At 54.3% G+C, this 23,452-nt stretch carries 21 protein-coding genes; 12 read left to right on the plus strand and 9 right to left on the minus strand.

Going from position 1 to position 23,452, the window contains the following annotated elements:
* Positions 1 to 3: 3 nt before the first annotated feature.
* The gene (locus PSE_RS13740) at positions 4 to 1,119 is read left to right on the plus strand and encodes an ABC transporter ATP-binding protein (protein WP_014285409.1); all 1,116 of its coding nucleotides are present in this window, start codon (positions 4 to 6) and stop codon (positions 1,117 to 1,119) included.
* Between the two features lie 54 nt (positions 1,120 to 1,173).
* Here the strand turns inward: PSE_RS13740 and PSE_RS13745 are convergent, their stop codons facing one another.
* Positions 1,174 to 1,815 carry an MBL fold metallo-hydrolase gene (locus PSE_RS13745; protein WP_014285410.1) on the minus strand — a complete coding sequence of 214 codons (642 nt, stop codon included), beginning with the start codon at positions 1,813 to 1,815 and terminating at the stop codon, positions 1,174 to 1,176.
* Between the two features lie 92 nt (positions 1,816 to 1,907).
* Between PSE_RS13745 and soxR the strand changes: the two genes are divergently transcribed.
* Positions 1,908 to 2,375, plus strand: coding sequence for a redox-sensitive transcriptional activator SoxR (soxR, locus tag PSE_RS13750; protein ID WP_083841570.1), 468 nt, complete (start codon positions 1,908 to 1,910; stop codon positions 2,373 to 2,375).
* 55 nt (positions 2,376 to 2,430) lie between these two features.
* On the opposite strand, the gene PSE_RS13755 is transcribed toward soxR, so the two are convergent.
* From PSE_RS13755 to PSE_RS13790, 8 genes are all read right to left on the minus strand, one after another.
* Positions 2,431 to 3,159 carry an SDR family NAD(P)-dependent oxidoreductase gene (locus tag PSE_RS13755; RefSeq protein ID WP_014285412.1) on the minus strand — a complete coding sequence of 243 codons (729 nt, stop codon included), beginning with the start codon at positions 3,157 to 3,159 and terminating at the stop codon, positions 2,431 to 2,433.
* The gene (locus PSE_RS13760) at positions 3,159 to 3,965 is read right to left on the minus strand and encodes a cyclase family protein (RefSeq protein WP_041768490.1); all 807 of its coding nucleotides are present in this window, start codon (positions 3,963 to 3,965) and stop codon (positions 3,159 to 3,161) included. Before PSE_RS13760 ends, PSE_RS13755 begins: the two co-directional genes overlap by 1 nt.
* Positions 3,966 to 3,967: 2 nt before the next feature.
* Positions 3,968 to 5,227 (minus strand): SDR family NAD(P)-dependent oxidoreductase, encoded by a 1,260-nt coding sequence (locus PSE_RS13765; RefSeq protein WP_041768492.1) that lies wholly within the window; start codon positions 5,225 to 5,227, stop codon positions 3,968 to 3,970.
* Entirely contained in the window at positions 5,227 to 6,405 is a 1,179-nt protein-coding gene (locus PSE_RS13770) for a thiolase family protein (RefSeq protein ID WP_014285415.1), read from the minus strand. Before PSE_RS13770 ends, PSE_RS13765 begins: the two co-directional genes overlap by 1 nt.
* On the minus strand, positions 6,402 to 8,021 hold the full coding sequence (locus tag PSE_RS13775) for an AMP-binding protein (RefSeq protein WP_014285416.1): 1,620 nt from the start codon (positions 8,019 to 8,021) through the stop codon (positions 6,402 to 6,404). Before PSE_RS13775 ends, PSE_RS13770 begins: the two co-directional genes overlap by 4 nt.
* A gap of 17 nt (positions 8,022 to 8,038) precedes the next feature.
* Positions 8,039 to 8,521 (minus strand): aromatic-ring-hydroxylating dioxygenase subunit beta, encoded by a 483-nt coding sequence (locus PSE_RS13780; RefSeq protein WP_008546673.1) that lies wholly within the window; start codon positions 8,519 to 8,521, stop codon positions 8,039 to 8,041.
* Positions 8,502 to 9,857: an aromatic ring-hydroxylating dioxygenase subunit alpha gene (locus PSE_RS13785; protein WP_014285417.1), complete on the minus strand. Its 1,356-nt coding sequence runs from the start codon at positions 9,855 to 9,857 to the stop codon at positions 8,502 to 8,504. The genes PSE_RS13780 and PSE_RS13785 overlap by 20 nt, the downstream gene beginning before the upstream one ends.
* An 81-nt stretch (positions 9,858 to 9,938) precedes the next feature.
* Positions 9,939 to 10,898 carry a PDR/VanB family oxidoreductase gene (locus PSE_RS13790; protein WP_014285418.1) on the minus strand — a complete coding sequence of 320 codons (960 nt, stop codon included), beginning with the start codon at positions 10,896 to 10,898 and terminating at the stop codon, positions 9,939 to 9,941.
* 199 nt (positions 10,899 to 11,097) lie between these two features.
* On the opposite strand from PSE_RS13790, the gene PSE_RS13795 reads away from it, so the two are divergent.
* The 10 genes from PSE_RS13795 to PSE_RS13840 all read left to right on the plus strand — a co-directional run bounded on the left by PSE_RS13795 (position 11,098) and on the right by PSE_RS13840 (position 23,384).
* The gene (locus PSE_RS13795) at positions 11,098 to 12,126 is read left to right on the plus strand and encodes a TRAP transporter substrate-binding protein (RefSeq protein WP_014285419.1); all 1,029 of its coding nucleotides are present in this window, start codon (positions 11,098 to 11,100) and stop codon (positions 12,124 to 12,126) included.
* Positions 12,123 to 12,632, plus strand: a complete 510-nt coding sequence (locus PSE_RS13800) for a TRAP transporter small permease (protein WP_008546461.1) — start codon at positions 12,123 to 12,125, stop codon at positions 12,630 to 12,632. Before PSE_RS13795 ends, PSE_RS13800 begins: the two co-directional genes overlap by 4 nt.
* The gene (locus PSE_RS13805) at positions 12,632 to 13,918 is read left to right on the plus strand and encodes a TRAP transporter large permease (RefSeq protein ID WP_008546800.1); all 1,287 of its coding nucleotides are present in this window, start codon (positions 12,632 to 12,634) and stop codon (positions 13,916 to 13,918) included. Before PSE_RS13800 ends, PSE_RS13805 begins: the two co-directional genes overlap by 1 nt.
* A gap of 32 nt (positions 13,919 to 13,950) precedes the next feature.
* Complete coding sequence (locus PSE_RS13810; protein ID WP_014285420.1) at positions 13,951 to 14,424, plus strand: MarR family winged helix-turn-helix transcriptional regulator; 474 nt, start codon at positions 13,951 to 13,953, stop codon at positions 14,422 to 14,424.
* Positions 14,425 to 14,543: 119 nt separating this feature from the next.
* Entirely contained in the window at positions 14,544 to 15,065 is a 522-nt protein-coding gene (locus PSE_RS13815) for a MarR family winged helix-turn-helix transcriptional regulator (RefSeq protein ID WP_008546380.1), read from the plus strand.
* Positions 15,066 to 15,127: 62 nt separating this feature from the next.
* A complete protein-coding gene (locus PSE_RS13820; RefSeq protein WP_014285421.1) occupies positions 15,128 to 17,281 on the plus strand; it encodes an indolepyruvate ferredoxin oxidoreductase subunit alpha in 2,154 nt (717 codons plus the stop codon).
* The gene (locus PSE_RS13825; protein WP_014285422.1) at positions 17,281 to 18,843 is read left to right on the plus strand and encodes an indolepyruvate oxidoreductase subunit beta family protein; all 1,563 of its coding nucleotides are present in this window, start codon (positions 17,281 to 17,283) and stop codon (positions 18,841 to 18,843) included. Before PSE_RS13820 ends, PSE_RS13825 begins: the two co-directional genes overlap by 1 nt.
* Positions 18,844 to 19,423: 580 nt before the next feature.
* Positions 19,424 to 20,701, plus strand: coding sequence for an aromatic amino acid transport family protein (locus PSE_RS13830; RefSeq protein WP_014285424.1), 1,278 nt, complete (start codon positions 19,424 to 19,426; stop codon positions 20,699 to 20,701).
* Between the two features lie 70 nt (positions 20,702 to 20,771).
* A complete protein-coding gene (locus PSE_RS13835; RefSeq protein ID WP_014285425.1) occupies positions 20,772 to 22,142 on the plus strand; it encodes an L-serine ammonia-lyase in 1,371 nt (456 codons plus the stop codon).
* Between the two features lie 153 nt (positions 22,143 to 22,295).
* Complete coding sequence (locus PSE_RS13840; protein ID WP_014285426.1) at positions 22,296 to 23,384, plus strand: endonuclease/exonuclease/phosphatase family protein; 1,089 nt, start codon at positions 22,296 to 22,298, stop codon at positions 23,382 to 23,384.
* Positions 23,385 to 23,452: the final 68 nt, after the last annotated feature.

Here is a 23,452-nt window from a genome sequence, read left to right on the forward strand (position 1 = left end):
CCTATGAGCTTTCTGAAAATCAACAATGCGACCAAGTCTTACGGCTCAACCAAGGTGCTTCACAACATCGATATCGACGTGCAGGAAGGGGAATTTCTTGTACTCGTAGGGCCGTCTGGTTGCGGTAAGTCCACGCTGCTCAACATGATCGCTGGTCTGGAGGACATCACCTCCGGCACCATCGATATCAAAGGGCAGACCATGAACGGGGTTCACCCGTCCAAACGTAACATCGCCATGGTGTTCCAGTCCTACGCGCTGTATCCAAACATGACCGTAGGCCAGAACATCACGTTCGGTCTGGAAATGCACGGCGTTGCTAAGGCTGAGCGCGACAAGTCCATGAACGAGGTCGCTGAGATGCTGCAGATCAAGCAGCTGCTGAACCGCAAGCCGGGTCAGCTCTCAGGTGGTCAGCGTCAGCGTGTGGCCATGGGCCGTGCTCTTGTGCGTGACCCGGACGTGTTCCTGTTTGATGAACCGCTCTCCAACCTTGATGCAAAGCTGCGCGTAGATATGCGCACCGAGATCAAGAAGCTGCACCAGAAGCTTGGCACCACAATCGTCTACGTGACCCACGACCAGATTGAGGCAATGACGCTGTCCACGCGCATTGCTGTGATGAATGGCGGTTACGTGCAGCAGTTGGGCACGCCAAAAGAGATCTATGACACGCCTGCAAACCTGTTTGTGGCAAGTTTCATGGGCTCTCCAAGCATGAACCTGGTGCCTGCAAAGGTCGTCGCCAACGGCGATGGTATCTTCGCGCAGCTGCCAACCGGTTTGAGCGATCAGGTGAACCTCAAGTTCTCCAACCCGACAGAAGCTCTGAAGGGCTTTGATCAGAAGGAAATCGTTCTGGGCATCCGTCCGGAAGCGATCACCGATCCTGAAGGGGCGGACCGCAAGGCAAACCACATCGAACAGATCACCAATCGCGTCATCGTCACTGAGCCAGCGGGCTCTGACACCTACGTGATGTCTTCTCTGGGCGGAAAAGACTGCAACGCACGTATGCGTGCCGATGCGCAGGTAACTGCTGGTCAGGATGTACCGTTCGCGATCAACATGGATAAAGCCATCCCGTTTGATCCATCCTCAGAAATGCGCATCGCGTAAATTCAAAGGTAAGAGCATGTTCAAAAGCCGGAGTGGTTCACTCCGGCTTTTTTGTTAGTCCAAGATCTCCCAGATTTTCTCGTCTATCAGGTCGTGCCATTCAGACTGTGTGACTTCCACGATCTCATAGTGACCCATGGCAACGCTGCAAAGGATCACATCCACAGGCAGCTCTCTTAGTCTGCGCAATGTGGCGACCAACTCCTGCCTGTTACCCCCATCACTGGTCATCACCAGCGTTTTGAAACGGCCATTGTCCAAATAGATCGTATCGCCGGTAAACAGGTAGTTCTTTCCAGTGGGAGAGGCATAATAAAAGCACAGATTGTTGTCCGTATGCCCCGGCGTATAAAGCGCCTGAAATCCGTCGTTTCCAGCAAACGGTCCGGTGCCTTCAAGAAGTCGATCTGGAGCAACATCACCAGAAAAGAACTTGGCAATGTTCTCATGCCCGATGAGCTTTGAGCCAAGCACGAAACGCAACTCTCCTAGGCTCTCTGAGATTTCGTGATTGTGAGTCAGATACTGCTCATCAACGCCGCCCATCTCACGTAACTGATGTGCGATATCCTGATTTTCAAAATGTGAAATCAGGACGTTCCGATCTGGTGTTTTCAGAAAATAGGCGTGGGAGAGCAATGTCGTAAATCGCTTCTCCAGAGGGACCTGCCACAGATCATCGTAAATCTTCTTCATCAGCTATTCCTTATTAGCTCTTGATTGTTGCCATGATCTCTTCTAATTCCTCAAGTAATGTTGAGGTCAAGGCAAAAAATGAAGGAATGACAATGGTCTCCTTGCAAGGGCTAACCGTCGGGCAGGTCGCCGAGCGCAGTGGCATCGCCGTCTCAGCGGTACATTTTTACGAAGAAAAAGGGCTCATCACCTCCTGGCGCAACAACGCGAACCACAGAAGATACTCCGCAGCCGTGCTGCGCAAGATCGCGGTGATCAAGGCTGCTCAGAAGCTGGGGGTGCCGCTTAAAGAGATCAAAGCAGCCATGGATCAGCTGCCCAATGAGAAGAAAATTTCAGCAGGTGACTGGGCCAAACTCTCCACGTGGTGGCAGAAGGATCTGGACAACCGCATCGCGGAACTACAGGACCTGCGTGAAGGCCTCAACGAGTGCATTGGCTGCGGCTGCTTGTCGATGACAGACTGCCATCTCCTCAACCCAGAAGATAAGATGAAAAGTCAGGGCCCAGGCGCACACTTGTTGGGATGGCGCAGAAAACCATATACCGAAGATGCCTGACTCAGCGGCATCAATCAGCTACGCGCATGACCTGAATCTGATTCAGAACTTTAAGTTAGAGCAGGGCCGTCCCCACGCTCATGCCACCACAGACAAACAGCGTCTGCCCGGTGATGAAGCTGGACTTGGGATCTGCAAAGAACATAAAGGCATTGGTGATGTCTTCCACCGTGCCAATGCGGCCAACAGGAATGCCATCAGCCAGCTTCTGCTCTTGTTCGCTCCCCTTGGGAATAATGCCCCAGAAGTTATCTGTCTTCACCGGACCGGGCGCAACCACATTCACGGTAATCTGATGCTGCGCCAGCTCCAGTGCCCATGTCCGCGCCATACCAATCATACCTGCTTTGGTGGCACTGTAAGCCGTCCGCGTCTTGGCACCCAAAGCCGCACGTGACCCATTAAACAAAACCCGCCCAAACTGCCGCTCTTTCATGCTCGGCAAGAATGCCTTGAGCAGCGTCAGAGCTGATCCCAGATGAAGCTGGGCCAGACCCGTAATATCATCCGCTTCAGCCTCCTCAATCAGGTTGGGAAAGATAAGCCCTGCATTGTGAATGAGGTGTGTCACCTCATGCTTCCCCGCAATCGCCTCCGCCGCCGCACTCACTTGCGTCTGATCCAGCAGGTCCGTTTGATGAAAATGCAGCTTAGGGTGCCCAAACTCAGGTTCCCGACGCGACAGGCAAACCACCGTATAGCCAGCCTCCAGCATCTCCTTGGCCAAAGCCGCACCAATGCCCTTGTTGCCGCCAGTGATGACCGCAGTGAACTCTTCAGACATCAACGTTTCTCCTTCGGCACAAGCGCCAGCACGCGCAAGGGACTGCCAGTCCCGCCCTTAATCTTCAGTGGCGCACACAGGATCATGGCACCTGTTGCCGGCAACTGATCCAGATTGCACATGCATTGCAGTCCATATTTGCCAGCACCATGCAGATAAAAGTGAGCCGGATAGGGCGGCGTATAATGCGCGCCTTGCCCCGCATCCGTCCCCACAGTTTCTGTCCCAAACCCGCGTATGCCGCGCTCATCAATCAAAAGCTTGATCGCCTCTGGCGTTGGTCCCGGTGAATGCGGCCCATCATCACTCATATTCAGGTAAGCCGCACCGCTGCGCTTACTCCAGTCCGTGCGCATGAACACCCAGCTGTTCGCTGGAATGCGACCATGTTCAGCTTCCCACCCGGCAATGATCTCCGGTGTCAGCTCAAAGTCATCATCCTGCGCAGAACCTTGTGAGCAATCGATCACCACAACAGGCCCAACAAAGTGCTCAGGTGGAATGGAATCCACAGTGTTATTGGGCAGATCCCTACCGGAAATCCAATGGATCGGTGCATCAAAATGGGTGCCGGTGTGCTCTGAGCAGGTGAAGGTGTTCCACTTCCACGCTGGCCCACGATGATCATAGGAAGAAATCTCTTCCATCCGAAAGCGCGCGCATTGGCCAAACTCGGGCGGCAGCACGATCACCGGAAAATCCGGATCAAGCGTGTGCGTCAGGTCCACCACCTCCACATCACCGGAAAGCAAAGCAGAGCTGAGCAGCTCAACCGGGTTCACCAGTTTCTCTTTCAAGGCTTCCATGGTCACAGCGCCTCCAGACTTGTCATTTCTTTTTCAAGCACCTTCGGGCTTTCCATGAATTTGCGCCGGATATCCTTGGCAATGTCGCCCACATACACATCCTCCAGCCCCGCTTGCAGTGCCTTCACCAGCTCCCGCGCCAGCGTACCAGCAGGAACCTTAGGCGGCGGCAAGGGCTGATGCCACTCATCCTCAGTCGGTCCGCAATACACATTCACCACCCGCACACCAGAGGCGGCCATCTCCGCCCGCAGGCACTGTGAGAGAGAATGGGCGGCGGCATTGGAGGCAGAAAAGCTGCCAAAGCCGGGATTGCTCACCAACGAGTAGGCCGAGAGCACATTCACCCACGCCACAGCGCTGTTCACACCATCCGCACTGCGTCCCGCCATCGCTGGAGCAAAGGCCTGTGCCAGCCGCATCATGCCGAAATAGTTGACCTGCATCTCATCCATGGCAAAGCCCACATCGCCGCGACCCTGAATGCCGCCGGGACGCACAAAACGGGCATTGTTGATCAGAATGTCGACCTTGCCACCAAACTCACCAGCAAGCTCCTGAACGGAGGAGGTGTCAGTAACATCTAAAGAAACCAGCTCAACATCTTGAAGCGACTCCAGTTTCGCGCGATCAGGGTAGGGCCGCCAACTCTCGGCTTCCCCCACAAACACAGTAGAGGCGCCAGCCTCCAGCAGGCTCTTTGCCAATGCATAGGCATTTGGATTGCGTGCATCCGTAATCAGAATGCGCCGGAACTTCGGATCACAGGTAAGCTCACGAAGCTGCATATCATCCTCCTGCAACTGGGCTCTCTCCAACGGCAAAGCAAGCAGGACACTTTGCCCGGATTTATCCAGCCGATTGATCAACTGAACCTCATCACCAACCGCCACTTCACTGTGCAGATGGCATATAACGGAAGGCCCAATATCCAGATGTACCGTCCCCAGCCGCCACGGCGTACGTTCGCGGAAATAAGTGTTCGTGCTCGTGCGAACTGTAGATGTCGCAATCAACTTCCCGCGCGGCGATACATCTTGCCAGACCAGTCGGTCCGATAAACAACAGGCACAAGCATCTCGCGCAGGGTATTGAACTGTTGAGCAATCTGGTTCCGAACAAACCTGCAGCATAAACCGCCCCTCAGCGGCCGCTGCTGCCATAAACAGCGCTGATCGGCTGCGATAATGGGAAGGCAAAGTAGGCACGCGGGTGCGCACCTGCGGGTTCTTTCTTGGAGGCTTTTGGAGTGGTGTCACCATCAGTTCGCCCCCTCCAAAAGTGTCGCACTGGTGCAAACGCCGCGGTCGTAGTTGATGACCCCGAAGCCGGAAACGAGCGCGCGCTTGGCACCTGTAACCTGCGTCGCACCAGCTGTGCTCGTCACCTGCCGGATTGCCTCAACAAGCCCGATAAACCCACCAGCAGCGCCGGCCTGACCAGCTGAAAGCTGCCCGCCTGAGGTGTTGTGCGGAAAGTCGCCGGAAACCGTCAGGTCTTTGTCAGCAATGAACCGCGCCGCTTCACCTTTTGCGCAAAAGCCAAGGTCTTCCATCTGCATCATTACGATGACCGGATAATCATCATAGGTCTGCAAAAGGTCCACGCACTCCGGTCCATGCCCCGCCATGCCATAAAACTCGTCAATATCCATCGCCCAACCACCACGCATCTGGATCGGGTCTTCTGGAAATGCATTGTGCCGCTCAATGGTTGCGCTGATGTGCGCATAAGGAATGCCAGCAGCCACCGCATCTTCCTCCCGCATCACCAAAAACGCCTCAGCCCCGGCCACCGGCATCACGCAATCAAACAGGGTGATCGGATCACTGATCTCACGGCCTGCCAGATAGGCATCCATGGTTAGCGGCTTCTTCATCACCGCATTCTCATTGCGCAAAGCATTGTCACGCTGAGAAACGCAGATCCGCCCAAAGTCCTCGCGGCTCACTCCAAACTCGCGCATGTAATAGTCGGTGAGCAGCGCAAAGCAGGCATTGGGCCCGCCAGAGCCATAAGGGTAAGAGGCATCCTGTGCGAACCGGGAAAAACTGGAGAGCATGCGGCGGAAACTGTCCACGTGGTTGGTGTCACCGGCAACGCAAGCCACCACAGAGGCATCTCCGCACTGCACCGCCCGTGCAGCCCGGCGCAGCGCACTCGGCCCACTGGCACCGCCCTGCGGTATATGATCCAGCCATCGCGGAACCAGCCCCAAATGCTGGGTTAATCCCACTGCGGTATCTGGAAACAGCGAAAAGCTGGCGACAGAAAACCCATCAACATCGCGCGGTGTCAGTCCAGCTGCTTTAATGGACTGCCGCAGCGCCTTGGCAATCCACCAATGGGCCGTTTCAGTCGAATAACGCTCATAAGGCGTGCTGGCTGGTGCCGCCACCACAACCCCGTCATACCCCATACGTTTGCGCGGTTTGATCATGAAACCAACTGCCTCCGCTTCAGGTGGATGGTATCGTACGCCTCAGATTTCTCCAGCAACTCCAACGCCATCTGCTTTTGTGCTGCCCGCTGGATTTTCTGCGTCCCCGTCAACTTCAATGAGCTGCAAAATGCAATGTAACCGGGCACTTTATAATAAGCCATGCGCTCCAGCCCCCAACGCACAATCGCCTCTGCTGCATCCTTGCTCTGCTCGCCGCGCCAGACGATGGAGGCAAATACCTCATCGCCGCGAATGGCATCCGGCACCGGACAAACGGCCACCGCTTCAATGTCTGGGTGCTGCATGAGCACGGACTCCACATCCACCGCTGCAATGTTCTCGCCACTACGCCGGATCACGTTCTTCTTGCGGTCCACAAAGAAGAAATCACCATCCTCATCACGGCGAACAATGTCACCCGTATGGAACCAGCCGTCCGCCCAAGCCTCATTAGTGGCAACATCATCCTTGAAGTAATGGGAATAGAACCCGACCCGCGGATCATCTCCCTTACGTCGCACCAGCAACTCTCCAGGCTCGGTGCCTGCAATCGGCACACCATCATCGCCCATGATGCACACATCCATCTCTGGGCCGGGCTTGCCAAGACAGTTCATGCCACGCTTGCGCGGCTCCTGATTGGCGGCAATCACGGAGCCAGCACCCGTTTCTGTCATGGCCCAGGCTTCCACCAGAGGAATGCCAAAACGCTCTTCAAACGGAATGTGCAGCTTGGCATCAATGCCAGCGCCAAAGCCAAAGCGAACCGAATGCCTCTTATCTTCCGGCGCTTCCGGCAAGCTCATCAGAATGGACGGCATCACACCCAGATAATGCAGGCAAGTTGCACGGCTATCGCGCACATTCTGCCACCAGGATCGCGGATGGAAACGGTCCAGAACCGTCAGACAGCCGCCGACCGCAACCATCGCCATCGCCGAATATGCCATCGCATTCATATGGAAGATCGGCAGCGGCGTGATCATCCGCTCAGCATCTTCTTTCAGCGTGCACGTGCCACCTGCATTGGCGTACCAGTGACCCGCTTCCAGAAAATACCGATTGGCCAGCACGCACCCCTTTGGGCTACCAGTCGTACCCGAGGTGTAAAGCATTGCCGCCGGATCATCCTGTACAGCCGAATAACTCGCAGTGTCAGAAGCACGCAGAACGGGCAGGGTATCTGCCAATGTCACGCAGGCAAACTCTTGCCCACTGTCGCGCGCAGCCTGTTCCATATCGCCCTTGCGTTCAGGCGTTGAGATCGCCAGAACTGGCTCCGCATGTCTGCCGATATACTCAAGCTCAGAGCTTTGCAGGTCCGGATTGATCGGCACGATCACCACGCCAAGCGCATTCAGCGCCAGCCAATGCAGGAAGAAGGCAGGGCGATTCTCAAGCAACATCAGAACCCTGTCACCAGCTTGCAAACCCACAGCGCAATAGCGTTCCTGAGCATCTCGCGTCTGTGCCAACACCTCAGCGTAAGACGTTTCACCCGAAGCAATCCCGTAGACCTTTGCGGTTTCCGGCAAAACATTCAGAAAAGGTCGCTCCGGCCACTTTTCAGCAGCGGCACAAAACGCGCTGAAAACAGATTTATGCTCAATCATTCAAAAAACCTGTTTTCTTAAATGAACAGCTGAATGTTGCCAAAGGCAGCATCGCAGTTGAGCAGATCAACCCGCTTCAGCTTAATCTTCAGCTCATCCTCAACCATCTCAAAATGGTGGTGAACGGTCGCCGCCAGCAAAAACTGGTCATCCAGCCGCGTCTCCACATAATGAACGGCAGTACGGGTCACGAACTCACCCGCCTTTGGATCAAATGCCTCAACACTCGGGCGATTCAGAACGTGAGAACAGCGGCTCTTAGGTTTTTGAGAGAAGGTGCGCAGGCCCTTAAGGCGCTCAACACGAAGCTTCCGCAAAAACGCATCCTCATACATAAGTGAGGTCATGTTTTTTGGATCTTCCTGCTGATAATCCAGCGGCATCCAGTAGTAACTGTCCGCAGCCCACAGCTCCAGCCACTCATCAAAGCGGCCTTCGTCAATCACACGGGCTTCATGGTAGACAAGGTCGATCAAATCATCACGCGTCGGCAAGGTCACGAGCTTCGGCCTCCATGCTTTCAACGGTAAACTTCTTCCAGGCGTGGAACTGATTGCGCATCTGTCGTTCCGTCGTGCCGTTCTCTACGGCCTCAAGGTCGAGGTCTTCGCCTTCCTCATAAAGGCGTTGCACATTCACCCACTCAAGCTCCTGACAATGCAGGCCTTCCTGCGCCCGCTCATACATCTCCAGATCATCATGCCCCACGATGGAGGTCGGTGCGTTGATCAGACGGTTGTACATGGCCGTGCGCTCTAACAGCATGTCCGGCGCCCCTACGAGGCGGAAGATGTAGCTCTCCACTAGCGTCTTGTTGGCAGCCAGCGGAATGAACACACGCAGCTGTTGGATAGGGCCCTTGATCATGATGTTCGGGAAGTAGACCGTGTTGTGCCGGTTCTCGCCCAAAATGGCTCTTGCGCGCTCCTTGCCATAAGCCTCTTCCATCATCTCCAGATAACCGGGAATAGCGGAATAATCTGAGTGAATGGAGTGATGCGCGCCCGTATGGCCATGCCCATTCGGCCAAGTGCGAATGCCCATATCCTCAAAGAACTCATAGGGCGACATGAACGGCGCAATCACCTCCATCGCCATAGGCGTTTTGGTGTTCTCGTCCTTCTCAAGAGACTCCCAGATCTCAACCGCCGTACCCGCAGAGCTTTCGTGGGCAACCATCGGGTGGCAGGTGTCCGTTTGGTTGTCGACCAGCATCTTCCAGTTACAGTTGTGCATGTAGCGCAGTGGTGGGCCTGCCACCTCCAGCTTTCCAACCGGAGAGCGGTCAATCATGTTGTCCAAAGAGGAGAGGGAGCCACCGAAGAAGTCTTCGAAGCTGATGCCGTCCTGCTTCATGCGCACAAAGATAAAGCCGCGGTAGTTCTTCACCGCTCCCACAGGCGGCAGGCCACTTTGCCCGGCCTCGCTCTGCTCAAATCCGGTGTCTTTGTAGCCCTTCTTCAAAGGGATCGCGAGCAGCTTGCCATTGGTGCGGAACGACCACGCATGATACGGGCAGCGGAAAAACTTGCCCGTGTTACCAGCACGATCAATGACGATCTTGGTGCCTTTATGTGGGCAGCGATTGTGTAGCACATACACTTCGCCATCCGTATGCCGTGCCAACAAAATAGGCTGTGCGGCAACTTCGGTTGCGAAGTAATCGCCCGCATTCGGCACCTGACTTTCATGCCCCACGTAAACCCACGTGGAGGCAAACAGATGCTTCATTTCAAGGTCAAAAACTTCATCGTCTATATATAGATCACGATGCACCTCGGCAGGGCGTACAAGATCAGCCACCGCCTGCGGGTTATCTTTGTATTTCATGGTCATAAGCTTCCCTCCCAAAAAGCTTAGATCACAGGCCTCAGAGCTAAAATCGCATCCCTCCAAAGCCTGCGAGAAAAAGATCTTCTACAAATCTAGCACCAGTCGTTTGGACTTGGCCCGCGATACGCAAATATGCATCACGTCACCAGCCGCTTTTTCATCATCTGTCAGCACCACGTCGCGGTGGTCCGGTTCACCCTCCAGCACATCCACTTGGCAAATTCCGCAGTCCCCACGCTGGCAGTCGTAAACGAGGTCAACGCCGCCATCTTCCAGCACGTCCACGATGGATTTATCCTGCGGCACCCAGAACACCTCACCAGAGGACTTCACCTCCACTTCAAACCCGTCTCCGGCATCATCACCGGAAGGGGCAGCGCTTGCAAACAGCTCAAAGTGGATCTGCTCTTTGCTGAACCCAGCGCTCAGCGCCTGCTCGCGCACCGCTTCAATCATGCCTTTAGGGCCGCACACATATATGTGGCTGGAAGTATCGAGCGTCGGAATGAGGGCGCTAAGATCGAGACAGCGCGCAGGATCATCATCGTGGTGGAGCGTCAAAGCCTCACCACACAGCTCGGAGAGTTCCTCCTTAAACGCCATGGTTTCAAGCGAGCGGCCAGAGTAGTGCAGGGCGTAAGGTTTGCCCGCGCGCTTCAGCGCAGCTGCCATGCTGATGATCGGCGTTACACCAATGCCGCCTGCAATCAGAACAACCGGTCTGCCGTCCTCAGTCAGCGGAAAATCGTTCTTAGGGGCCTCCGCCTGAATCGCATCGCCCACCTGCAAAGAGTGCATGAAAGCCGAACCGCCACTTCCGTCTTGCTCCAAAAGTATACCAAGAGTGTATCGTTGATTCTCGTAAGGTAAGTTTTCACCAAAATCGATCAGAGAATATTGGCGTGAGGAGTCATCCTTAAGTTGAACAGCGATATGTGCACCAGCTTCAAATTGCATGAGCGGCTCATTATCTTCGGCTTTTAAATCAAATCTTTTGATTTTCGGGGCGACCGTCCGAACCCCCTCAATAATAAGTGTTTTCATGCTTTTTGGCGTCCTCCCTCAGAGCCAAAACAAGGAGAGTCTCCTCTCGCATAAATGATAAATATAATATGCGATATCATATAAAACGATGTCAATGCATGAATCGGAATTAGTTTCCATTTCATATTTGTGCTTGATTAACGTACGGTATGTGTGCACATTTTTCTCATTCATCCTGTATTCTCTGGGGAGGGAGAACATGAATAGGAAGTTCAAGATATTTGCAGCTGCAACTATTGCCGCGCTCTCCGTCAGCGCATCTGCCATGGCGCAGGAAACCGTATTGCGTATGTCCAGCTGGCTGCCACCGGCACACCCAATCGTAAAAGGCATGATGGTGCCTTGGGCTGCCAAAGTAAAGGAAGTGACAGAGGGGCGCGTCTCTGTTCAGATCCTCGACGCACCGCTTGGCCCGCCACCAGCTCACTTCGATCTCGCTGCCAACGGTATCGCAGATCTCACTTACGGCGTGCACGGCTACACACCGGGCCGCTTCAAGCTCACACAGATTGCCGAGCTGCCGTTCCTCGCAAAAGATGCCACCAGCCTGTCCGTGGCATACTGGCGCCTCTATGAAAGCACACTGGCCAAAGCCAATGAGCACCGCGGTGCCAAGGTGCTGGGCGTCTTCACCCACGGCCCGGGCCTGTTGTACACCACTGATCGTGCCGTCTCACCTCTGAGTGAGTTGAAAGGTGCAAAAATCCGCGTGGCGGGCAGCATCACCAACCAGCTCGTGCAAGCCATGAACATGGTTGCCATTCAGGCGCCAGCGCCGCAGTCCTATGAAATCCTCTCAGGCGGCATTGCGGACGGTATCGTGTTCCCGACAGAATCCATCCCGTTCTTCAAGCTGGATGGTCTGCTCAGCAACGGCCTGCGCGTGGATGGCGGACTTTACAACGTTTCTTTCTTCTTCATCGCCAACAACGCCAAGTTCTCCAGCCTGTCTGAGGCAGACCAGAAGGCCATCGAGGCCATCTCTGGTGAAGCATTCTCCCGCCTCGCTGGCGCGGCCTGGGATGCAGCTGATGCCTGGGGTCTTGAGCAGATGCAGGGCAAGGTGACCATTCACGACGCCACCGCAGAAGAGCGTGCTCAGTTGGAAGAAGCCACCCGTCCAATGTTTGACGGTGTTGCCAAATCCTACGGCGAAAAAGGCATCGACTTCGAAGTTGCCATGGACATGCTCCAGAAAGAAGTTGCAGCGGTTGCCTCTGAAAAATGAGTGGGAATCTGGTTGATATAGCAGCGCGCGCCCGGCGAAAACTTCGCTCGGGCGCCTCTGTTCTCTGCGGACTACTGCTTCTGGCGCTGGTTGCTGTAACAGTGATCGACGTAATCGGTCGGTACCTGTTTGCCAGCCCATTGCCCGGAGCGCCGGAATACACCGAACTGCTGCTCATGGCGGTGATCTTCACCGGTCTGCCTGCGGTCTGTCTGGATGACGGCCATATCACAGTAGACCTGTTCACCTCCAAGTTCAGAGGCGGTCTGGCCTCTCTGCAGCTGTTCTTCTCGCGCATCTTCGTCGCCATCGTACTAGCAGTGGTGGCGTGGGAGCTGTGGAAGCATGGAAACCAGCTGGCGAGCTATCAGGAAGTCACGGTCTATCTGCGTGTGCCGCTGGCGCCGTTTTCCAAAGCAGCCGGTGTCATCAGTGCCTTTTGCGCATTCATCACATTTGTGCTGGCAGTTCTGAGAATTCCAAGAGGTGTTGGGGGCGGTTCCTGATGGAATGGTATTTGGGTCTTGCCATCCTGATGGCATTGATTTTTGTGGGCGTGCCTATTGCCTTTGCAATGGCAGCCGTTGGTTTCTTCGGAGTGGCCTCCATTATCGGTCTTCCTCCGGCATTTCACCTTGTCGGGCAGGTCTATTTTGACAGTGGCCGCAGCTACACCTTGTCTGTGGTGCCGCTGTTCCTGCTCATGGGCAATCTTATTGTACAGTCCGGCATCGCTAGCGACATGTATACGGCAGCGAACGCATGGCTGCGCCACCGCAAAGGCGGTCTGGCCATGGCAACAATCGTGGCCTGTGGTGGCTTTTCTTCCGTTTGCGGATCATCTTTGGCAACCACCGCGACCATGGCCCGCGTCTCGCTGCCCGCCATGCGCCGCTTCGGCTACTCTGACCGTCTGGCCGCATCGTCAATTGCTGCAGGCGGAACGCTGGGTATTCTGATCCCGCCCTCCGTTATCCTCGTCATCTACGGCATCCTCACACAGCAAAACATCGGCGCGCTGTTCCTGGCTGGCATCCTGCCGGGCCTCGTTGGCGTCATCGGCTACATGCTCGCCGTGCGCCTGTCCCTTGTTATGTATAAGGAAGAGCTAGAGGTTCAGAGTAAACTGCCATTGATAGAGCGCATCATCGCACTGCGTGGTGTCTCCTGGGCGCTGCTGCTGTTCATCTGTGTGCTTGGCGGCATCTATCTTGGCGTCTTCACCGCAACTGAAGCTGCTGGCATCGGAGCAGGGGGCGCACTGGTGCTCACCGCTGCACGAGGCAAGCTGACGTATCGCGACACGCTCAACACTTTGTTTGAGACAGCAAAAACCACCGCAGTGATGTTCTTCATCCTGTTTGGGGCGCTGTACTTCCTCAACTACGTCAACATTTCCGGCCTCACCACCGATCTGCGGGGCTGGGTCAATGCGTTGGGTGTGGGGCCATATGCCATCATCACCATGATCGTGCTGATCTATCTGGTGCTGGGATGTCTGCTGGAAAGTCTGTCCATGGTGACACTCACTGTACCGATTCTCTTTCCAATCGTGACTGGCCTTGGGTTTGACCCGATCTGGTTCGGCATCTTCGTCATCATCGTTACGGAAATGAGCTTCATCACCCCGCCAATCGGCATGAATGTCTTCGTTATGCGCTCGGTTGCCCCTGAAGTGCCGGTCGAGAAGATATTTGTCGGTGTAGTTCCGTTTGTAGCTATGGATGTTGTGCGCTTGATCCTGCTAATTGCAGTTCCGGGACTCGCACTTATTATTCCGTACTCAATGTAGCGCGGCGCAAAAACAAAAGAAGAGGTAGGCCGGTGGACGCAGACCTGAAAGAGATCGAAGCTCACGAAAAGGAGCCCGGCTTTGTTGATGGATACCTTTTGTATCTGTTGGCATCTGCAAGCCATCTGGCTTCCGGGCAATTTCATGAAGAACTCCGGGGCGCAGGCATACGCGTCCCGGAATGGCGTGTACTGGCCTGTCTGCGGGACGAAGACGGGCAGATGGTCACTCAGCTCGCACGCTTTGCCCTGATGGAGCAATCTCACCTGACCAAAACCATTGACCAGATGACAGAGCGCGGACTGGTCACAAGACGCTCTGATGAGGTGGATCGCCGCCGCGTGCGCATCTTCCTCAGTGACAAGGGCAGGGAGCTGGCCAACGGGCTGGTGTCACAAGCCAAAGCCCATGAGGATCGGCTGGTCCAGCAACTGGGGGCAAGCGACATTGCTCAGATCAAAAGTTTTCTCTCTCATATGGTTGAGACTCTCGAAAACAATGAATGATCACATATTTAAGATATAATCTGCAGGATTGCAGTTGCTATAAATATGTAAATGCATATAATAACTTTCAAGCTTCATGGAACAGATGGAGTTTGTTCAAAAAAGAAAGAGTGCACCTCATGAACGAGATTCTCGGTGATCAAGCTCCCGAAACTGAACAGGACGGACAGCACGCAAAACCGGTAACTGCACCAAGAACTCTGGGCGAGGTCGGGCTCAATCATTTTGCGCCTTACCTGATGAACCGGATCATGGGCAGGTACAATGAGAGTTTGCGTGAAAAACTGACACGATCAGGGTTGTCGGTCGCCAAAATGAGAGCCTTGGCTGTGTTGTCAGTAGTGGACGGACTGATGATCAACGAGCTCTCTGTCTATTCGGTGATTGAGCAATCAACCCTGAGTCGCACGCTGGACGCCATGGAGAAGGAAGGCCTGATCCATCGCAAGGCTAGCGAGCAGGACAACCGCGTGCGCCATATCTTCCTGACGGAAGCTGGACGCGCAGCGTTTGCGCAGATGTGGCCGCATATGCGCGACGAGTACACCGCAATGTTCGAAGGCGTCTCGCAAGCCGAGCATGATGCCTTTCTGATGACACTGCGCAAGGTACTGACAAACATTCGAAAGCACGACTTCTAGGGCGCGGAACTCCTAACAAAGTTCGCGTTCACGGGATCTGTCATGCTTTCACGGGAGGGAGTATGGCAGAAAGATCCTTTGTAAAAGAGGTCGAGAAACTTCGCGCAGGCGAGGGCGAGGTTTTCCGCGGTGAGGGTATTCTCGCCATCACCAAAGCACTGCTGGAAAATGGCGTGGGCTATGTGGGCGGCTATCAGGGCTCTCCCATCAGCCACCTCATGGATGTACTGGCCGACGCGCAAGATATCCTAGGCGAACTGGGCGTGCATTATGAAGCCAGCGCCAGTGAAGCCGCCGCAGCAGCCATGCTGGCCGCCTCAGTTCATTATCCCATCCGCGGCGCCGTCACGTTCAAATCAACAGTGGGCACCAACGTGGCCTCCGATGCTCTGGCGAACCTGTCATCAGGCGGCGTCACCGGCGGCTCGCTTGTGATTGTGGGCGAGGACTACGGTGAAGGCTCCTCCATCATGCAGGAGCGCAGCCACGCCTTTGCCATGAAAAGCCAGATCTGGCTGCTCGACCCACGCCCCAACCTGCCATCCATCGTCAAAGCCGTGGGCGATGGGTTTGAGCTCTCCGAAGCTTCAAATACGCCCGTCATGCTTCAGGTCCGCATCCGCAGCTGCCATGTGCATGGGGAGTTCACCACCAAAGACAATGTGCGCCCATCTATGACAGTGGCTGACGCACTGGAAAATCCCCGCCGCGATCTCAATCGCATCGTCTTGCCACCAGCGTCCTTCCTTCATGAGCAGGAGAAGGTGACCAAACGCCTGCCAGCAGCGCTGAACTATATTCAAATGCACAAACTGAATGAACTATTCGGGCCTCAGGACCGTAAGGTTGGCATTGTGCTGCAAGGCGGCATGTACAATGGCGTGATCCGTGCACTGCAACGCCTTGGGCTGGCAGACATCAACGGTGAAACCCAGATCCCTCTCTATGTCATGAACGTGACTTACCCACTGGTCCCCGCAGAACTCATGGATTTCTGCAAGGGCAAAGATGCCGTGCTTGTCGTAGAGGAGGGCTACCCTGACTACATCGAGCAAGCCATTGGCGCCATGTTGCAAAAAGAGGGTCTCAGCACCAAGCTGGAAGGCAAAGGCCCATTCCCGGAAGCAGGCGAGTATACAGGTCAGGTGATGCTGGACAGCATCCAAACCTTCCTGGCCACCCATTCAGATGCGCTGCCCGGCAAAGGGCGCGCCCCAAACACGCCAGGGCCGCTGCCAGATGTAGAACAGCTGAAAGAAGTCGTTCCCATGCGGCCGCCGGGGTTCTGTGTCGGATGCCCGGAACGCCCAATCTTTGCCGCGACAAAGCTGGTGGAGAACGAGCTGGGCCCGCATCACATCGCCTCCGATATTGGCTGCCACCTGTTCTCAATCATGCCGCCGTTTGGAATCGGCTCCACCACCATGGGGTACGGACTTGGTCCGGCCTCAGCCTCAGCCTTTAATACTGATGAAACGGATCGTCGCTCCATTTCTTTCATCGGCGATGGCGGTTTCTGGCACAACGGCCTGACCACCTCCATCGGCAATGCGGTCTTCAACCAGAATGACGGCGTGATCGTTGTCGTCGACAACTACTACTCAGCAGCCACTGGCGGGCAGGACATCCTTTCCTCGCGGGCTAACAACAAGAGCAAATCCACCAAACACCCAATCACGGAAGCGGTGAAAGGCGTCGGCGTCAAATGGGTCCGCCAGATAGATCGCACCTACGATGTCACTCAGATGCAGTCTGTCCTGAAAGAGGCGCTGACGACGGACGTCAAAGGCCCGAAGGTGATCGTTGCTTCCTCTGAATGTATGCTAAACCGTCAGCGCCGCGAAAAGCCGATCATCAATCAGGCCGTCAAAGAGCAAAAACGCGTGGTGAAAACCCGCTTCGGTGTCGATGAAGACGTCTGTACCGGCGACCACGCCTGTATGCGTCTGTCCGGTTGCCCGTCCCTGACAGTTAAAGAGTTGGATGATCCACTGCGCGATGATCCGGTCGCCCATATCGATCAGAACTGTGTCGGCTGTGGCAACTGCGGGGAGGTGGCAGACGCCGCCATCCTCTGCCCATCGTTCTATCAGGCCGACACCATCCATAATCCAAGCAAGTCTGAGCGGTTCTTCCGCAAGATACGCGACCGTATCATCAGCGCCCTGCAAAACTGGCGTGAACGCCGCACCCTGATCATTGAGGAGGTAAACTGATGGAAATCGACACTCAATGGCAGGCCTTGGGCACAGGCGAAGACGCAACCCGCACCATCACCAAGATCGCCATTTTCGCCGTCGGCGGGCAGGGCGGCGGTGTTCTGACGGACTGGATCGTCAATCTGGCCGAAGCCAACGGCTACAAAGCACAGTCCACCTCCGTCGCTGGGGTCGCCCAGCGCACCGGCGCGACCATTTACTACGTGGAAATGGCACCTGATAACGGCAAAGCCCCGGTCTTCTCGCTCAGTCCATCACAAGGCGATGTCGACATCGTCATCTGCGCCGAGCTCATGGAAGCAGGCCGTGCTGTCATCCGTGGTTTCGTGACCGCTGACAAGACAACGCTCATCGCGTCTTCCCATCGTATCCTCGCAGTCTCAGAAAAGATCGTGCCGGGCAAAGGCGAGCAGGACAGTACTGCCGTTCTCTCCCGCCTTGGCAGCGCCTCGCAAAAGCTGGTCGCCTTCAACATGGAAGATGTCGCCGCAGAAAACGGCAGCGTCATTTCCTCAAGCCTCTTTGGAGCACTTGCAGGCTCCGGCGCACTGCCGTTCCCCAAAAGCACATATGAAGAGACCATCCGCAAAGGCGGCAAGGGCGTCAACGCTAGTTTGGCCTCCTTCAACGCCAGTTTCAGTCATGCTCAATCCGCTGGAGTTGCCGGATCGCCTGTTACCAAGCGACCAGAACAACCAAAGCCAGCAACTTCGCTCACAGCTCGCGGACCAGCTCGAAAACTGGCCGCCTGGCAACTGCTCTTATCCCGCATCGAAGCGCTTCCGGATCAGGCTCGCGACATAGCTCTGGCAGGTCTTCGTAAGACAGTTGAGTTTCAGGATCTGGAGTACGGCGAAGAGTATCTCAACCACCTCGAAATCGTGCTCGCCAGTGATACCGAAAATGAGAGTTGGGAGCTGACCCGAACAGCAGCTAAGTATATCGCAAATGCTATGTGTTATGACGACACGATCCGGGTCGCCGACATAAAAACGCAAAAAACACGCTTTCAACGCGTTCATCGGGAAGTGGGTCCAGCGGCGGGTAGTCAACTGGAGCTGACTGAATATCTTCACCCCCGTATGGAGGAAATCTGCGGTACACTGCCAACACGGCTTGGCAGATGGATCGAAGCGCGGCCTGCAGTCTTCAACTGGCTGGACAGGCGCGTCAACAAAGGTCGCCGCATCAGGACCCGATCCGTTCGCGGGTTCCTAAGTCTCTGGCTCATCAGCAGCTTAAAGCCGTGGCGCCGTAGTTTCCTACGCCATCAGATCGAGACGGATCACCTGCAAAGCTGGCGCGATATTGCGCTCAAGACAGCCCACTCAGACTACCAGCTCGCCGTCGAAATCCTCAAATGCCGCCGTCTCATCAAGGGGTATTCAGATACACATATCCGCGGTCACTCCAAATTTGACCGGGTTTTATCCTCTCTTGCCCTGCTGAAAGGGCGAAAAGACGCTTCAGACTGGCTCAGACGGCTTCGGGAAGCTGCTTTATTGGATGAAAAGGGGGATGCTTTGGAAGGTGCATTGAAGACAGTTCAAACCCTCTGATTGAAATCAGGGGGAAAGAATGACGCATTTGAAATTTTTCCTCCGATTATAATTAATGTATGCATTTGTGTGCCTTAGCGAATTTTGGCGATTTTGCCGGGCGCACAGAATGCGCACGCAAGAGGCATATTGTCGTCATTTGAAGGAAAGTAAGCGCGCTGGTTTAAAGCATACACCAGCATGCAATAATACGTATTTTCAATACTTCAGATACCCCAAAGTACCTCTAGGTTAGTGATATACCGTTGTGAAACAGTGTGTTGACTGCATATATTAGCAAGGCGTCATGTTTAAGTAATGTGAAGTCTTCAGTGACGCAAACGGCAATTAATCGGGTTTCCGTGAAAAATACTATTTAATCGAGTGATTTACGCGTCCGCGGCAGATTGTTGCACACTTCATGGTGCTACGCGCTATTAAACGGAAGTCGTATCTTGTATCGCTGCGTTATTATGGCGCGCATGATGTGTATTTAAACGTATGGTCTTAAAATTTTAACATAAGTATATCAGGTCCCCGTCCTAGAGAGACTGGGAAATTCTCCTAGGGCACATGAGTGGCACATGGGGATATAAAAGAAATGTCAAGCATTAATGCGACCGAAGTCGAAGTCGCCCCTAAAGAAACGGTAAAGTTTACAAAAGAAGATCTTACCTGGTCTTTGTCCATGTTCGGTACTGCAGTAGGTGCCGGCGTTCTGTTTCTTCCAATCCGTGCAGGTCTTGAAGGCTTCTGGCCACTGATCCTGATCGCAGCTCTCGTAGGTCCAATGACCTACTTCTCTCACCGCGCACTGGCTCGCTTTGTTCTCTCCTCCAAGAACAAAGACGCAGACATCACTGACGTGGTTGAAGAGCACTTCGGTAAAACAGCAGGTCTGCTGATTACCTTCTTCTATTTCTTCGCGATTTACCCAATCGTGTTGATCTACGGTAACGCGATTACCAACACCATCGACAGCTTCATCGTCAACCAGCTCGCAATGCCTGCAATCCCACGCTGGCTCCTGTCTGGTATTCTCGTTGCAATGATGATGGGCGTAATGATCCTGGGCCGTCGCCTGATGCTCGTAGCAACTGAGCTTCTGGTGTACCCACTGGTTCTCATCCTGTTCGGTATGTCCGTTTACCTGATCCCATCCTGGTCTTTTGAAGCAATGAGCTTCGACAACATTCCAGAAGTTGGAACTCTGCTGACAGTGGTGTACCTCACCATTCCAATGCTTATCTTCTCCTTCAACCACAGCCCAGCCGTTTCCTCCATGGCTCTGGCTCAGCGTGAAGCGCATGGCGATAACGCAGTTGCAAAGTCCGACATCATCCTGAAGCGCGCTTCTGTGATGCTTCTTGGCTTCGTTATGTTCTTCGTATTCAGCTGCGTTCTCGCACTGTCTCCTGAACAGCTGATGGAAGCAAAACAGCAGAACCTTCCAGTCCTGTCTTACCTTGCAAACGTGTTTGACAGCCCACTGATCTCCTTCATGGGTCCACTGGTTGCGTTCCTTGCAATCTTCTCTTCCTTCTTCGGCCACTACCTCGGTGCAAAAGAAGGTCTTGCAGGTATTGCGAAAAAGGCTGCTCCAAAGGCTGTCGAAGGCCTCGGCGAAAAGAAATTCAACACTCTCCTCGTTGCATTCTTCTTCTTCTCCGTCTGGGGTGTTGCAATCATCAACCCATCCGTTCTTGGCATGATTGAATCTCTGGGTGCTCCGTTCATCGCAGCAATCCTGTTCCTGATGCCAATGTACGCAATCAAAAAAGTCCCAAGCATGAAGAAGTACGACGGTGCGCTGTCCAACATCTTCATCACCGTAATGGGGGTCATCGCAATCTCCGCGATCGTAAAAGGCCTCTTCTAAGAAGGTCGACCAACAAAATTGAACCGGTGTCTTCGGACACCGGTTTTTCTCTCCCACTGAGGTTCACGTTATGTTCAGCGTTTTTGACATCTTCAAAATCGGTGTAGGTCCATCCAGCTCCCACACAGTCGGGCCTATGAAAGCGGCAAAGCAGTTCATTGATAGTCTGCGTGCTCAGGATAAACTACGTGATGTGACGCGTATTGCAGTCGACATATATGGCTCGCTGTCTTTGACAGGTAAAGGTCACCATACAGACACAGCGATCATTATGGGACTTGGTGGAAACTCTCCCGAAACCGTTGATATTGACAGTATTCCAGAGTTCATCCAGCGCGTAGAGCAGACAGGACGCCTTCCGGTTGGCATGCACTGCCACGTGGTTGACTTCCCAAATGATGCAATCACATTCCACCGTCCAGCGCTGGAGTTACACGAAAACGGCATGCGCATTCATGCCTTTGCAGGTGGAGAAAAGATCTTCTCCAAAACCTACTATTCCATCGGCGGTGGCTTCATCGTTGATGAAGAGAATTTCGGCAAGGAAGCAACCAACGAAGTTGCTGTCCCTTACCCATACAAATACGCAGCTGAACTGCTCGACCACTGCCGCCAGAACGGCATGAGCATCTCTGCTCTGGTTCTGGAAAATGAAAAAGCATTCCGCAGCGAAACAGAACTGCGTGAAAGTTTCGGCCGTGTCTGGAACGTCATGCGCGATGGCATCGAACGTGGCAGCAACACCGAAGGTCTTCTGGCTGGTCCTTTGAAAGTCCCACGCCGTGCAGCAGCTTTGCGCCGTCAGCTCACAGCAACAGAGCGCAGCAGCAACGACCCAATGGCAACCGTAGACTGGGTCAATATGTTCGCGCTTGCTGTATCAGAAGAAAACGCAGCAGGTGGTCGTGTTGTAACAGCCCCAACCAACGGTGCTGCAGGCATCATTCCTGCGGTTCTCGCGTACTACGACAAGTTTATCGAACGCCTTGAGCCAGAGCACTACACAAAGTTCTTCCTCGCTGCAGGTGCCATTGGAGCGCTGTATAAGACCAACGCCTCCATCTCTGGTGCTGAAGTCGGCTGTCAGGGTGAAGTTGGCGTTGCATGTTCTATGGCAGCAGCTGGTCTTGCAGAGCTTTTGGGTGCAAGCCCGGCTCAGGTCTGCATCGCAGCTGAAATCGGCATGGAGCACAATCTGGGCCTCACATGTGACCCGGTTCTGGGGCAGGTGCAGGTGCCATGTATCGAGCGCAACGCAATCGCCTCTGTCAAAGCGATCAACGCGACCCGCATGGCAATGCGCAGAAACTCAGACCCATGCGTTTCCCTCGATAAGGTCATCGCGACAATGTACGAAACCGGCAAGGATATGCTGGCCAAGTACCGCGAAACTTCTCAGGGCGGTCTGGCGCTGAAAGTGGTGCCGATTGCAGCCGAGTAAACACGGCAATCAAACCTATGAAGAAAGCTGGCCCTCGGGTCAGCTTTTTGTGTTTGAGCCTTCAAATTCCTGAAACATTTAAAACTGCACGGGCACTCGGAACCGGCCACTAACTCCTGTTTGGTACTCCCAAAAGAAAAAAGGGAGAAACCCATGAAATCCTTGTTACTGGGCGCAACGATCCTGGGGCTGGCAATGCCAGCAGCTTATGCCCAAGACAAACCCGTCACGGTCGTCAGCTACAACGTCCAAAATCTTTTCGACACGATCGATGACGAGAACAACCCACAAGATGACACCTATCTCTCCAAGGAAGAGAAAGAAGCCCGTGGCAAGGAACATGAGGAGGCTTGTGAAAGCTACAATGAAAAGGGCTCCCACTATTACAAGCAATGCATCGAGTTGAACTGGGGTGAAGAGAGTTACTCTAAAAAGCTGATGACCCTTGGTGAAGTCATCCGATCCTTCCCGGAAACGCCCGATATTCTTGTTTTACCTGAAACAGAAAACAAGCAAGTGCTGGATGATCTGCTCGATAAAGCTCTTTCTGGATTGGATTACAAGTCTGTCATTCAGCTCGACACCTCCAACAACGAGCATAACCGTGGTATCGACGTCGGTATCATCTCCCGCCTTCCGTTGAAGGGCGAGCCGGAAACCATCACCGTGTTTGGGGAGGGGGATGAGAACACTCATGATTGTAAGCCAACCCGAGACATCGTGAAGGCAGAGTTTGAAATGCCGGATGGTGAAAGCATGTACGTCTTCGGCGTCCACTTCCCATCAGGTGCTGCTTATCAATGCCGCAAAGATGCGATGGAAGTGCTCAACAAAGAGCGGGCAAAGCTTCCTGAGGACGCCAATGTGGTGGCTGCAGGTGACTTCAACTTCAACTGCACCGACGTGCAAAATGGCGAGTTTCAGGCCTTGGCGCGAGAAGGGCACTGGAGTTATCCGCCTGAGATCGTAGGCTGTGCAGCACCCGGTAGCGCGTTCTACTACAGGGACCAGAGCTGGTCATTCCTGGACATGATCCTTGTCTCCAGCGCTTTGCGCCCTGATCAAGACAGCAACAGCACATGGTTTGCAGATTTGGGCAGCTTCCATACAGTCGTCACCCACCCAAGCCAATATGCGCAGGATGCCCGCAATAAGGTGCGTCCAAAACGTTTTGACGCCGACAACAATCAGGGTGCCAGTGACCACTGGCCAGTCCTCATGCGGTTCCTGAGACGCTTCTGATAGCATCTCTTAATCGCTCAGCTCAAAAAAAGAACCGGCCTGAATGCTCAGGCCGGTTTTTCAATGCC

The sequence above is a fragment of the Pseudovibrio sp. FO-BEG1 genome (assembly GCF_000236645.1).
Classification (GTDB): Bacteria; Pseudomonadota; Alphaproteobacteria; order Rhizobiales; family Stappiaceae; genus Pseudovibrio.